The sequence below is a fragment of the Janthinobacterium sp. BJB446 genome (genome assembly GCF_002735655.1).
Classification (GTDB): domain Bacteria; phylum Pseudomonadota; class Gammaproteobacteria; order Burkholderiales; family Burkholderiaceae_D; genus Janthinobacterium; species Janthinobacterium lividum.
Genome location: NZ_PDZK01000010.1, coordinates 48,238 through 62,174, shown reverse-complemented (window position 1 = coordinate 62,174; position 13,937 = coordinate 48,238). Strand labels below are relative to the sequence as shown.

Genomic DNA, 13,937 nt, shown 5'->3' with positions numbered 1-13,937 from the left:
CGGACGTAACCGGTTCGATCGAGTTGCCAGCAGACAAAGAAATGGTCATGCCAGGCGATAACGTGTCGATCACCGTCAAGCTGATCAACCCGATCGCGATGGAAGAAGGTCTGCGCTTCGCTATCCGTGAAGGCGGCCGTACCGTCGGCGCCGGCGTGGTTGCAAAAATCCTCGCATAAGGAAATGTTATGCTTCCACCCGGGGCGTCCTGGGTGGTAGAATAGCACTCCTCGAAAGTTTTACGTAGGGACGTAGCTCAATTGGCAGAGCGTCGGTCTCCAAAACCGAAGGTTGGGGGTTCGATGCCCTCCGTCCCTGCCACCGTCAAGGTGCAGGGCACCGAAAGTAGAAAAATGTCAAATCAATCCGTGCAAACCGTTAGCACGTCGAGTGACAAGATAAAAGTCGCGCTGGCAATAGTGGCTGCGATTGCAGGAGTAGTCGGGTTTTATTACCTGGCAGGCCAACCAGCTCTGGTGCGTGCAAGCGCGCTTGTGGCTGGTTTGGTTATTGCTGTTGCGCTCTTGTATGTCTCGACGACCGGCCGTGAATTTCTCAATTTCGCCAAAGAAGCTGTGCGCGAAACCAAGAAAGTCGTTTGGCCTACCCGCAAAGAAGCCACGCAGATTACTGCGATCGTGTTTGCCTTTGTGCTGGTCATGGCGATTTTCCTGTGGGGCACGGATAAATTGCTCGAGTTTTTGTTGTATGACGTAATTCTGGGTTGGAAAAAATAATGAGCGAAAATGTGCATGATGAAGCGGCGGACGAGTCCGTTCCGGGCGACGCTCCGGTAGCGGACACTGGTGCAGCGCTGAGCGTGCCAGTAAGCAGCAAGCGCTGGTATGTCGTGCATGCTTATTCCGGCATGGAAAAAAGCGTCATGCGCGCACTGACCGAGCGCATCGAGCGCGCGGGCATGCAAGACCAGTTCGGCCAGATCCTGGTGCCGATCGAAGAAGTGGTCGAAGTCAAGAATGGTGTGAAGTCCGTCACCGAACGTCGTTTCTATCCTGGCTATGTGCTGGTTGAAATGGAAATGACGGACGAGAGCTGGCACTTGGTCAAGAATACCAGCAAGGTTACCGGTTTCATTGGTGGCAAGTCGAACAAGCCGACGCCGATCTCCGCGCGCGAAATCGACGGCATCATGAAGCAGATGCAGGAAGGTGTTGAAAAGCCCCGTCCAAAAACCTTGTACGAAGTGGGCGAGCAAGTCCGCATCAAGGATGGTCCGTTCACCGATTTCAACGGCAATGTCGAAGAAGTCAACTACGAGAAATCCAAAGTGCGCGTCTCGGTCACCATTTTCGGCCGCGCTACCCCGGTAGAGCTCGAATTCGGCCAAGTCGAAAAAGTTTAAGCATTAGCAAGCGCCACCAGGAGCGTTGCGGCAGTCTCAGCAAAATCCGGTCAGAGGAGCCCCGCCAGGGTAGGATCGGCGGGGCGCTACTACTCAATCCAAGATAGGAGCCATCATGGCAAAGAAAATCATTGGTTTTATCAAGCTGCAAGTGCCAGCTGGTAAAGCAAACCCATCCCCACCAATCGGTCCAGCTCTGGGTCAACGTGGTCTGAACATCATGGAATTCTGCAAAGCGTTCAACGCGCAGACCCAAGGTATGGAACCAGGCATGCCGATCCCAGTCGTGATCACCGCGTTTGCGGACAAGTCCTTCACGTTCGTGATGAAGACGCCTCCAGCAACCTACCTGATCAAAAAAGCTGCTGCGATCACCAAAGGTTCGCCGAAGCCACATACCGACAAAGTCGGTACGCTGACCCGCGCACAAGCTGAAGAAATCGCTAAATTGAAAACCCCTGATCTGACCGCTGCCGACATGGATGCTGCTGTGCGCACCATCGCTGGTTCCGCTCGTTCGATTGGTATCACGGTGGAAGGTGTTGTATAATGGCTAAGTTATCCAAACGTATCAAGGCTTTGAAAGCCAAAGTCGACCGTACCAAAGTGTACGCTTTTGACAACGCTGTCGCTCTGATCAAAGAGTGCGCAACGGCCAAGTTCAATGAATCGATCGACGTATCGGTACAACTGGGTGTTGATCCTAAGAAATCCGACCAAGTGGTGCGCGGCTCCGTCGTGCTGCCAGCTGGTACCGGCAAAACCGTACGCGTGGCTGTATTCGCGTCGGGCGAAAAAGCGGAAGCTGCCAAAGCAGCTGGCGCCGACATCGTTGGTATGGAAGACCTGGCTGAGCAGATCAAAGCCGGCGACATGCCTTTCGACATCGTTATCGCTTCGCCAGATACCATGCGTATCGTTGGTACCCTGGGTCAGATCCTGGGCCCACGCGGCATGATGCCTAACCCGAAAGTCGGCACTGTTACTCCTGACGTCGCTACCGCCGTGAAAAACGCGAAAGCCGGTCAAGTTCAGTACCGTACCGACAAATCCGGTATCATCCACGCTACCATCGGCCGTAAATCGTTCGCTGACGCAGATCTGAAGTCGAATCTGGTCGCACTGATCGACGCACTGAACAAAGCCAAGCCAGCATCGAGCAAAGGCGTGTACCTGCGCAAAGTTTCGCTGTCGTCGACCATGGGCGCTGGCGTCCGTGTTGACCAGGCAAGCCTGGCAGCTTAAGTAACAGAATCAAGTCCCACGCGCCTTCGGGCGCTGTGGGCGCATCTTTGGGCTGCCGGCCCGGTGTTCGCACCAGGCCGGCAGACAATCAAAGACCGTTGGGCCGACTGCGATCGCACATGCAGAAGGTTAATAGGCTTGCCGGCAACGGCAGGTGCCCAACGCAGATGGTGTACCCGAACAAGTTTTGTAGTCCTCATGCTGCGTGAATCCATCCGCTCAGTTTAGTACTTCTTGACTTCGGACGCCGTGTTCGAACCGATGCAAGGCGCTCAACCACTCGGTTGTGATTGCCGAACATCATTTAAGGAGGTTGACCGTGAGTCTCAATCTGAATGACAAAAAGGCCGTCGTCGCCGAAGTTTCCGCACAAGTAGCAAATGCGCAAACGATCGTCGTGGCCGAATATCGTGGCATCCAGGTTGGTCACTTGACGCAACTGCGTGCTAAAGCGCGTGCCCAAGGCGTGTACCTGCGTGTGTTGAAAAACACTCTGGCTCGTCGCTCCGTTGAAGGTACCGCATTCGCCAGCCTGGCAGATGCCATGACCGGCCCGTTGATCTACTCGATCTCGGCCGATGCCGTTGCAGCAGCTAAAGTCATCGCTGACTTCGCTAAAACCAACGACAAACTGGTCATCAAAGCAGGTAACTACGCAGGCAAGCCGCTGGATACAGCTGCTGTCACCGCGTTGGCGAGCATTCCTAGCCGTGAAGTCCTCATTTCGCAGTTGTTGGGCGTTATGCTGGCTCCGGTTTCGGGCTTTGCACGTGGTCTGGCTGCCCTGGCAGCGAAAAAAGGCGAAGGCGCCGAAGCTCCTGCAGAAGCAGCAGCAGAAGAAGCCCCAGCAGCCGCTTAATTGCGCGCGCTTTTTTCTCTCAGTACCAATCTGATGTAACTAACGTAATAAATTTAGGAGTTTCAAAATGGCAATTAGCAAAGACGATATCCTGGAAGCAGTTAGCGCCATGTCCGTAATGGACCTGAACGACCTGGTTAAAGCATTCGAAGAAAAATTCGGCGTGTCCGCAGCAGCAATGGCTTCGGCTGGTCCTGCAGCAGGCCCAGCAGCAGCTGCTGAAGAGCAAACCGAATTCAACGTCATCCTTGACACCTTCGGCGCAAACAAAGTTGGCGTTATTAAAGCAGTTCGCGAAATCACCGGCCTGGGCTTGAAAGAAGCTAAAGACCTGGTCGATGGCGCACCAAAAACTGTGAAAGAAGCAGTGTCGAAAGCTGACGCTGAAGCTGCACAGAAGAAACTGGTAGAAGCCGGCGCAACCGCTTCGATCAAGTAATATCTGTACCGGCGGCAGTTAGCGCCCGAGTCAAAGTCTGAGGTTTCCCCTCGCAAGGGGGGGAATCCGACTTTGGCTCCTTTGTCGTCTGCATCGTATTTGTCATGTAGTTGTAGCAGCAGTTTTTATTCGATTCAAGCCGGAAAGCAGAGCCTTGAGGTTTCGTCTGTGTCACACGCAGCGGTGCAAACGAACACTTGCAAAACCTGAATTTTCTATCCTTTCTGTCACTCACGGAGTGTCCATGCACTACTCATTTACTGAGAAGAAACGCATTCGCAAATCATTCGCGAAGCGCGCCAACGTTCACCACGTTCCGTTCCTGCTGGCGACCCAGCTCGAGTCTTATCATAGCTTCTTGCAAGAGGACATAGCACCGTCCGGCCGCAAGAATGATGGCCTGCAGTCGGCTTTCACTTCGATTTTCCCTATCGTGTCGCACAATGGTTTTGCGCGCCTCGAATTCTTGTCGTACGTTCTGGGCGATCCTGCCTTCGACGTCAAAGAATGTCAACAACGTGGCCTGACGTTCGCGTCGCCGCTGCGCGCGAAAGTGCGCCTGGTGATCCTGGACAAGGAATCGCCAACCAAGCCCGTCGTCAAAGAGATGAAGGAACAGGAAGTCTACATGGGCGAATTGCCGCTCATGACGACCACCGGTTCGTTCGTGATCAACGGCACGGAGCGGGTTATCGTTTCCCAGTTGCACCGTTCGCCTGGCGTGTTCTTCGAGCACGACCGCGGCAAGACCCACTCGTCCGGCAAACTGCTGTTCTCCGCGCGTATCATTCCTTACCGCGGTTCGTGGCTGGACTTCGAGTTCGACCCGAAAGACATCCTGTTCTTCCGCGTCGACCGCCGCCGCAAGATGCCAGTGACGATCCTGCTCAAAGCCATCGGCATGTCGCATGAGCAAATCCTGGCGAACTTCTTCGTCTTCGACAATTTCAACCTGCGCTCCGAAGGCGCGGAAATGGAATTCGTTTCCGAGCGTCTGCGCGGCGAAGTGGCGCGTTTCGACATCGTCGACAAGTCGGGCAAAACCTTGGTGCTGAAAGACAAGCGTATCAACGCGAAACACGTGCGTGATATCGAAGCTGCCGGCATCAAGCACATTTCCGTACCGGAAGACTACCTGCTGGGCCGCGTATTGGCGAAGAACATCGTCGATGGCGATACCGGTGAAGTCGTCGCTTCCGCGAACGATGAGCTGACCGAAGATCTGCTGGGCCGCCTGCGCGATGCCAACATTTCCGAAATCCAGACCTTGTACACGAACGACCTGGATCAGGGCGCCTACATCTCGCAAACCCTGCGTATCGACGACACCGCCGATCAGATGGCTGCGAAAGTGGCGATCTACCGCATGATGCGTCCAGGCGAACCGCCAACGGAAGATTCCGTTGAAGCGCTGTTCAATGGCCTGTTCTACAACTCGGACCGCTACGACCTGTCGGCCGTGGGCCGCATGAAGTTCAACCGCCGCATTGGCCGCGATGAACTGACCGGCGCCATGACCCTGTCGAACGAAGACGTGCTGGCCGTGATCAAGATCCTGGTGGAACTGCGCAATGGCCGCGGCGAAGTCGACGATATCGATCACCTGGGTAACCGTCGCGTACGTTGCGTGGGCGAACTGGCCGAGAATCAATTCCGCGCCGGCCTGGTGCGTGTTGAGCGCGCCGTCAAGGAACGCCTCGGCCAAGCCGAAGCGGACAACCTGATGCCGCACGACCTGATCAACTCGAAGCCGATTTCGGCCGCGATTCGCGAGTTCTTCGGTTCGTCCCAGCTGTCGCAGTTCATGGACCAAACCAATCCTCTGTCGGAAATTACCCACAAGCGCCGCGTATCGGCTCTGGGACCCGGCGGTCTGACACGCGAACGCGCCGGCTTTGAAGTGCGCGACGTGCATCCGACCCACTACGGCCGCGTCTGCCCGATCGAGACACCGGAAGGTCCGAACATTGGTCTGATCAACTCGCTGGCTCTGTATGCCCGCCTGAATGAATACGGCTTCCTGGAAACCCCGTACCGCAAGGTCGAAGGCTCCAAGATTACCGATCAGATCGACTACCTGTCCGCCATTGAAGAAGGCCGCTACATCATCGCTCAGGCGAATGCGACCATCAACGACGAAGGCATGCTGTCCGATGAACTGGTCTCGGCCCGTGAAGCCGGCGAAACCATCCTGGTCTCCCCGGAACGCATCCAGTACATGGACGTGGCGCCAGGCCAGATCGTTTCCGTCGCTGCCTCGCTGATTCCGTTCCTCGAACACGATGATGCAAACCGTGCATTGATGGGCGCCAACATGCAACGCCAGGCTGTGCCTTGCTTGCGTCCGGAAAAAGCGCTGGTCGGTACCGGTATCGAACGCACTGTTGCGGTCGACTCGGGCACCACCGTGCAAGCGCTGCGTGGCGGTATCGTCGATTACATCGATGCGGGCCGTGTCGTGATTCGCGTCAACGATGACGAAGCTACCGCTGGTGAAGTGGGCGTCGACATCTACAACCTGATCAAGTACACCCGTTCGAACCAGAACACCAACATCAACCAGCGTCCTATCGTGCAAGTGGGCGACCGTGTTGCCAAGCGCGACGTGATCGCCGACGGCGCATCGACCGACCTGGGTGAATTGGCTCTGGGCCAGAACATGACCGTGGCCTTCATGCCATGGAATGGTCTGAACTTCGAAGATTCGATCCTGATCTCGGAAAACGTCGTCAAGGACGACCGCTACACCTCGATTCACATCGAAGAGTTGTCGGTTGTTGCCCGTGACACGAAACTGGGCGCGGAAGAAATTACGCGCGACATCTCGAACCTGGCTGAAAATCAGCTGGCACGTCTGGATGAGTCCGGTATCGTCTACATCGGCGCTGAAGTACAAGCCGGCGATACCCTGGTTGGTAAAGTGACGCCAAAAGGCGAAACCCAGCTGACCCCGGAAGAGAAGCTGCTGCGCGCGATTTTCGGCGAAAAAGCCTCGGACGTGAAAGATACGTCGCTGCGCGTGCCTTCGGGCATGATCGGTACCGTGATCGACGTGCAAGTCTTCACCCGTGAAGGCATCGTGCGCGACAAGCGTGCCCAGCAAATTATCGATGACGAACTGAAACGCTTCCGTCTGGATTTGAACGACCAGATGCGTATCGTTGAAGGCGATGCCTTCCAGCGTCTGGAAAAAATGCTGATCGGCAAAGTTGTCAACGGCGGCCCTAAAAAGCTGGCCAAAGGCGCCAAGATCACCAAGGATTACCTGGCCGATCTGGACAAATACCACTGGTTCGACATCCGCCCTGCGGACGACGATGCAGCGGTAGCGCTGGAAGCGATCAAGGAATCGATCAACGAGAAGCGTCACCAGTTCGATCTGGCCTTCGAAGAGAAGCGCAAGAAACTGACGCAAGGCGATGAGCTGCAACCAGGCGTGCAAAAAATGGTCAAGGTGTACCTGGCCGTGAAACGCCGCCTGCAGTCGGGCGACAAGATGGCAGGTCGCCACGGTAACAAGGGTGTGGTTTCCCGTATTGTTCCTGTGGAAGACATGCCATACATGGCCGACGGCACGCCAGCCGACGTTGTGCTGAACCCGCTGGGCGTTCCTTCGCGGATGAACGTTGGTCAGATTCTCGAGACTCACTTGGGCTGGGCTGCCAAGGGTCTGGGTATCCGCATCGGCGAAATGCTGAAGGCGCAAACCAAGGTCGAGCAAGTGCGCAAGTACCTGACGACGATCTACAACGACAACGGCCGTGCCGAAGAGCTGAACGACTTCGACGACGAAGAGATCATGAAGCTGGCGGAAAACCTGAAAAAAGGTGTTCCATTCGCCACGCCAGTGTTCGACGGCGCCAATGAAGAAGAGATCCGCCGCATGCTGGACCTGGCGTATCCGGACGACATCGCCAAGAACCTGGGCATGACCGCTTCGAAAAACCAGGTGACCATGTATGACGGTCGCACCGGTGAAGCGTTCGAACGCAAGGTCACTGTCGGCGTCATGCACATGCTGAAACTGCATCACTTGGTGGATGACAAGATGCATGCGCGTTCGACCGGTCCTTACTCGCTGGTGACGCAACAGCCACTGGGCGGTAAAGCCCAGTTCGGTGGTCAGCGTTTCGGTGAGATGGAAGTCTGGGCACTGGAAGCGTATGGCGCGTCGTATGTCTTGCAAGAGATGTTGACCGTCAAGTCCGATGACGTGAATGGCCGTACCAAAGTGTACGAGAACCTCGTCAAGGGCGACCACGTGATCGACGCCGGCATGCCGGAATCGTTCAACGTGCTGGTCAAGGAAATCCGTTCGCTGGGTATCGATATCGACCTCGAACGCAACTAAACGACAGGCTTATTGACCCAATAAGCGTCATTTGGTTTGGGAAACACAAAGCCCGGCTGGGAAACCACGCCGGGCAATGTAGTCTCAGGAATATAGAAATTTAATCACCTCTGGAGTGATACATGAAAGCACTGCTCGATCTATTCAAGCAAGTACAGACCAACGAGACCTTCGATGCAATCAAGATCGGTCTCGCTTCGCCTGAGAAAATCCGTTCGTGGTCCTACGGCGAAGTCAAGAAGCCGGAAACCATCAACTACCGTACCTTCAAGCCTGAGCGCGACGGCCTGTTCTGCGCCAAGATCTTTGGCCCGATCAAGGATTACGAATGCCTGTGCGGCAAGTACAAGCGCCTGAAACACCGCGGCGTGATCTGCGAAAAGTGCGGCGTCGAAGTCACGCTGGCCAAGGTGCGCCGCGAGCGCATGGGCCACATCGAGCTGGCCTCGCCGACCGCCCACATCTGGTTCCTGAAGTCGCTGCCGTCGCGTCTGGGCATGGTCCTGGACATGACCCTGCGGGACATCGAACGCGTGCTGTACTTTGAAGCATACGTCGTGACCGATCCAGGCATGACTCCGCTGAAAAAGTGCCAGATCATGTCGGAAGACGACTACGCCGCCAAGTACGAAGAGTACGGCGACGACTTCACCGCCTTCATGGGCGCCGAAGGTATCCGTGAACTGCTGCGCTCGATCGACATCCACCGCGATGCCGAAACCCTGCGCGTGGAACTGAAGGAATCGAAATCCGAAGCCAAGATCAAGAAATACGCGAAGCGCCTGAAAGTGCTGGAAGCGTTCCAACGTTCGGGCATCAAGCCTGACTGGATGATCATGGAAGTGCTGCCAGTGCTGCCGCCGGAACTGCGTCCGCTGGTACCGCTGGATGGCGGCCGTTTCGCGACCTCGGATCTGAACGATCTGTATCGCCGCGTCATCAACCGTAACAACCGTCTGAAACGCCTGATGGAGCTGCGCGCTCCAGAGATCATCACGCGCAACGAAAAGCGCATGCTGCAAGAAGCGGTCGATTCGCTGCTGGATAACGGCCGTCGCGGCAAAGCGATGACCGGCGCCAACAAGCGTCCGCTGAAATCGCTGGCAGAGATGATCAAGGGCAAGGGCGGCCGTTTCCGTCAAAACTTGCTGGGCAAACGCGTCGATTACTCCGGTCGTTCGGTCATCGTCGTGGGCCCGCAATTGAAACTGCATCAGTGCGGCTTGCCGAAACTGATGGCGCTGGAACTGTTCAAGCCATTCATTTTCAATAAACTGGAACTGATGGGTCTGGCGACCACGATCAAGGCCGCGAAAAAGCTGGTCGAGATCCAAGAGCCGGTCGTGTGGGACATCCTGGAAGACGTGATCCGTGAACATCCGATCATGTTGAACCGCGCACCTACGCTGCACCGCCTGGGTATCCAGGCATTCGAGCCAGTCCTGATTGAAGGCAAGGCCATCCAGTTGCACCCGCTCGTCTGCGCCGCATTCAACGCCGACTTTGACGGTGACCAAATGGCGGTCCACGTTCCTCTGTCGATCGAAGCGCAGATGGAAGCACGCACTTTGATGCTGGCATCGAACAACATCCTGTTCCCATCGAACGGCGAACCATCGATCGTTCCTTCCCAGGATATCGTGTTGGGTCTGTACTACGCGACCCGCGAAGCGATCAATGCGAAGAACGAAGGGATGATGTTCCCTGACGTATCGGAAGTGATCCGCGCCTACGACAACAAGGAAGTCGAACTGACGACCCGCGTGACCGTGCGTATTACCGAATACCCGAAAAACGCCGAAACGGGCGAATTCGAGAAAACGGTAACGCGTTACGAAACGACGATCGGCCGTGCGATCCTGTCGGAAATTCTGCCTAAAGGCTTGCCGTTCTCCGTCCTGAACCGCGCGCTGAAAAAGAAAGAAATTTCCAAGCTGATCAACACGTCGTTCCGCAAGTGCGGCCTGCGCGCCACCGTGGTGTTCGCAGACAAACTGATGCAATCGGGTTTCCGCCTGGCGACACGCGCCGGTATCTCGATCTGTGTCGACGACATGCTGGTACCGCCTCAAAAAGTCACGCTGATCGCGACGGCCGAGTCGGAAGTCAAGCAGATCGAACAGCAATACGCCTCGGGTCTCGTGACCGCCGGCGAGCGTTACAACAAGGTAGTCGATATCTGGGGCAAGACCTCGGATGAAGTCGGCAAGGCCATGATGGACCAGCTCAAAGTCGAAGACGTGATCCGCCGCGACGGCACCAAGTCGACGCAAGAATCGTTCAACGCCATTTACATGATGGCCGACTCCGGCGCGCGCGGTTCCGCAGCCCAGATTCGCCAGTTGGCCGGTATGCGTGGTCTGATGGCCAAACCGGATGGCTCGATTATCGAAACGCCGATTACCGCGAACTTCCGCGAAGGTCTGAACGTTTTGCAGTACTTCATTTCGACCCACGGCGCTCGTAAAGGTCTGGCCGATACGGCGCTGAAAACGGCTAACTCCGGTTACCTGACGCGTCGTCTGGTTGACGTGACGCAAGACTTGGTGGTGATCGAGGACGATTGCGGCACCATGAACGGCGCCGTCATGAAGGCACTGGTCGAAGGTGGTGAAGTCATCGAACCGTTGCGTGACCGTATCCTCGGCCGCGTGGTGGTGCATGACGTCGTCAATCCTGAAACCCAGGAAACGCTGTACGAAGCCGGCACGCTGATGGACGAAGACATGGTCGAAGAGATCGAGCGTCTGTCCATCGATGAAGTCAAGGTCCGCACGCCACTGACTTGCGACACGCGCTTCGGCCTGTGCGCCAAGTGCTATGGCCGCGATCTGGGCCGCGGCATGCTGGTCAACGCCGGCGAAGCCGTCGGTGTGGTGGCAGCGCAGTCGATTGGTGAGCCTGGTACCCAGCTGACCATGCGTACGTTCCACATTGGTGGTGCGGCATCGCGTGCAGCAGTGGCATCGTCGGTGGAAGCCAAGTCGAACGGTACCATCCGCTTCACGGCAACCATGCGTTACGTGACGAACGGCAAGGGCGCGCAAATCGTCATTTCCCGTTCCGGCGAAGTGCTGATCACCGACGACCATGGCCGTGAGCGTGAGCGTCATAAAGTACCGTACGGTGCGACCCTGATCGTCAAGGACGGCATGGTCATCAAGGCCGGTACGGCCCTGGCAACGTGGGATCCGCTGACCCGTCCGATCATTACCGAATACGCCGGTCAAGTGCGTTTCGAGAACGTCGAAGAAGGCGTCACCGTAGCCCGTCAAGTCGACGAAGTGACCGGTCTGTCCACCCTGGTGGCGATCGATGCGAAACGTCGCGGTTCGTTGACGAAAACGTTGCGTCCGCAAGTCAAGCTGATCAACGACGCGAACGAAGAAGTCAAGATCGCCGGCACCGAACACTCGGTGGCGATCGGCTTCCAGGTCGGCGCGCTGATCATGGTCAAGGACGGTCAACAGGTATCGGTTGGTGAAGTGCTGGCACGTATTCCTACCGAATCGCAAAAAACGCGCGATATTACCGGTGGTCTGCCACGTGTTGCGGAACTGTTCGAAGCGCGCTCGCCGAAAGATGCCGGTATGCTGGCGGAAGTCACGGGTACGGTTGCGTTCGGTAAAGAAACCAAGGGCAAGCAGCGTCTGGAAATCACGGACATGGACGGCAACAAGCATGAGTTCTTGATCACCAAGGACAAACAAGTGCTGGTGCATGACGGCCAAGTCGTGAACAAGGGCGAGATGATCGTGGACGGCCCAGCCGATCCGCAAGACATCCTGCGCCTGCTGGGTATCGAAGCGCTGGCACGTTACATCGTTGACGAAGTGCAAGACGTGTACCGTCTGCAAGGCGTGAAGATCAATGACAAGCACATCGAAGTGATCGTGCGTCAGATGCTGCGCCGTGTTCAGATCGTCAATGCCGGCGACACCAACTACATCGTTGGCGAGCAGGTTGAGCGTTCGGAACTGCTGGACGAGAACGATCGCATGGCCGTTGAGAACAAGATTCCAGCGACCTACGAAAACGTCTTGTTGGGTATTACCAAGGCATCGCTGTCGACCGATTCGTTCATCTCGGCCGCATCGTTCCAGGAAACCACCCGCGTGCTGACCGAAGCTGCGATCATGGGCAAGCGCGATGGTCTGCGCGGCCTGAAAGAGAACGTCATCGTCGGCCGCCTGATTCCTGGCGGTACGGGCCTGGCCTTCCACCGCGCACGCAAAGAGAAAGAAGCGTGGGAAGTGGAAGAGCGTCAAGCACTGCTGCTGGCCGAGAAAGCCTCGATGGCTGGCGAAGCTGCCGAAGCGCTGCAGGACATCGAAACCCAGCAACACCACGGCGACGAAGCGTAATCTACGCTACTAGCTGACAAGAACGGCACCTTCGGGTGCCGTTTTTTTATGCGCGCTGCCGTAATTTGCACCGGTAAATTGCACCGAATACGCAAAGAGCTAGCAGCGTGGGAAAGTGAAGAGCGTCAGTTGCCACGCTGCTAAAGGGGAATCGGCTACCTCGGCAATTAATAATCACGGTACCTGGGAGAAATTCCTGGTGCCGTTTTTTTATGCCCGTGTTTCCTTCCTGCGCCGATTTGTCCGGTATCGGGCATTCAATGAAAAGCTGGCCAATTTGAATCATGCAAGTGTTAATCAATTGAATGGAACGGGTTTCCTGTTTTATTAAGGCGGGCTATTGAATGGCATTATTGAAGAACGGAGCATTCAATAATCTGTTGCACGGACATGGCAAATACAGGCATTGATCCTGGCGGTTTATCGGGTGGCATTGCCCGGCGTTTTATCGAGTTGCCGCGGTTGCCGCTGCGTGGCGAGGCGAGGCGCGGAAAGTTGCGGTTGGAAGCCGTCATAGTAGTGAGCGCTCACAAGCTTGCCTGGTGCCGTCCGCTTTTCTGCCGGCGCGGCCGGCCGGAGACGGCGTGGCGGCGCACTGTTGCGCCACCGCCTGCGATTAGCCCTGCCGCGCCAGTTTCCAGTTTATTCATGCTAAGATTTGGCACATGATTGCCCAAGCCCTGTTTACTCCCGCCCAGCAGAAATTGTTGGGACTGCTCTTTGTCCGCGTGAATGAAGGCTTTCACTTGAACGAGATCATGCGCTTGACGGGATTGGGCAGTGCGTCGGCGCAGCGGGAACTGCGCCGGCTGCATGAGTCCGGGCTGATCACGTCGGAGCGGATCGGTAATGTGCGGCGCTTTTGGCCCAACAAGGAAAGTCTCGTGTATCCGGAGTTGAGCGGACTGGTGCAGAAGACCTTCGGCATCGTCGGCGTGCTCAGCATGACGCTGGCGCCCTTGCGTGCCCAGCTGCACCTGGCCTTCGTGTCTGGCGCAACGGCGAAGGGACAGGACATGCCTGGCAGTGCCATCGATTTGCTGCTGGTGGGCGAAGAAGCCAATTATGGCGATCTGTTGACGGGATTGGCCCCGGCCGAGCGAACCTTAAGGCGTAAAATCAATCCCAACTTATATACGCTGGCCGATTATCGCCGACGCCTGCGTGAAGGCCAGCCATTTCTGCTGCAGGTATTACAGCAGCCGAAGTTGTTTGTCATCGGCGATGAATCGCTATTGCAAGCGCTGGCTTTGCCAGATTCCTCAATGCAGACGAATGACATGCCATCTGTATTTTAAAGGCCGGGCCTGGCATTC

Annotated in this window: 9 protein-coding genes, 1 tRNA gene and 1 pseudogene; all 11 read left to right on the top strand. The window is 56.3% G+C overall.

The genetic code is table 11. From position 1 onward, the window contains the following. Positions 1-179 (top strand): annotated as a pseudogene (locus CSQ92_RS28235) (elongation factor Tu); the annotation flags it as partial. 66 nt (positions 180-245) lie between these two features. Further along, positions 246-321: transfer RNA gene (locus CSQ92_RS28230), tRNA-Trp, on the top strand. Positions 322-353: 32 nt separating this feature from the next. Continuing rightward, a complete protein-coding gene (secE, locus tag CSQ92_RS28225; RefSeq protein ID WP_010394308.1) occupies positions 354-737 on the top strand; it encodes a preprotein translocase subunit SecE in 384 nt (127 codons plus the stop codon). Next, on the top strand, positions 737-1,363 hold the full coding sequence (gene nusG / locus CSQ92_RS28220) for a transcription termination/antitermination protein NusG (protein ID WP_034753130.1): 627 nt from the start codon (positions 737-739) through the stop codon (positions 1,361-1,363). The genes secE and nusG overlap by 1 nt, the downstream gene beginning before the upstream one ends. 115 nt (positions 1,364-1,478) lie before the next feature. Then, positions 1,479-1,913 carry a 50S ribosomal protein L11 gene (rplK, locus tag CSQ92_RS28215; protein WP_034783246.1) on the top strand — a complete coding sequence of 145 codons (435 nt, stop codon included), beginning with the start codon at positions 1,479-1,481 and terminating at the stop codon, positions 1,911-1,913. Further along, positions 1,913-2,608 carry a 50S ribosomal protein L1 gene (rplA, locus tag CSQ92_RS28210; protein ID WP_034753134.1) on the top strand — a complete coding sequence of 232 codons (696 nt, stop codon included), beginning with the start codon at positions 1,913-1,915 and terminating at the stop codon, positions 2,606-2,608. The genes rplK and rplA overlap by 1 nt, the downstream gene beginning before the upstream one ends. A 319-nt stretch (positions 2,609-2,927) precedes the next feature. Beyond that, the gene (rplJ, locus tag CSQ92_RS28205) at positions 2,928-3,467 is read left to right on the top strand and encodes a 50S ribosomal protein L10 (protein ID WP_034753621.1); all 540 of its coding nucleotides are present in this window, start codon (positions 2,928-2,930) and stop codon (positions 3,465-3,467) included. Positions 3,468-3,534: 67 nt separating this feature from the next. Further along, positions 3,535-3,906, top strand: coding sequence for a 50S ribosomal protein L7/L12 (rplL, locus tag CSQ92_RS28200; protein ID WP_034753136.1), 372 nt, complete (start codon positions 3,535-3,537; stop codon positions 3,904-3,906). Between the two features lie 244 nt (positions 3,907-4,150). After that, the gene (rpoB, locus tag CSQ92_RS28195) at positions 4,151-8,257 is read left to right on the top strand and encodes a DNA-directed RNA polymerase subunit beta (protein ID WP_034783248.1); all 4,107 of its coding nucleotides are present in this window, start codon (positions 4,151-4,153) and stop codon (positions 8,255-8,257) included. A 122-nt stretch (positions 8,258-8,379) separates the two neighbouring features. Next, positions 8,380-12,621, top strand: coding sequence for a DNA-directed RNA polymerase subunit beta' (gene rpoC, locus CSQ92_RS28190; protein WP_034753138.1), 4,242 nt, complete (start codon positions 8,380-8,382; stop codon positions 12,619-12,621). A gap of 665 nt (positions 12,622-13,286) precedes the next feature. After that, positions 13,287-13,919, top strand: a complete 633-nt coding sequence (locus tag CSQ92_RS28185) for a transcriptional regulator (protein WP_034783251.1) — start codon at positions 13,287-13,289, stop codon at positions 13,917-13,919. Positions 13,920-13,937: the final 18 nt, after the last annotated feature.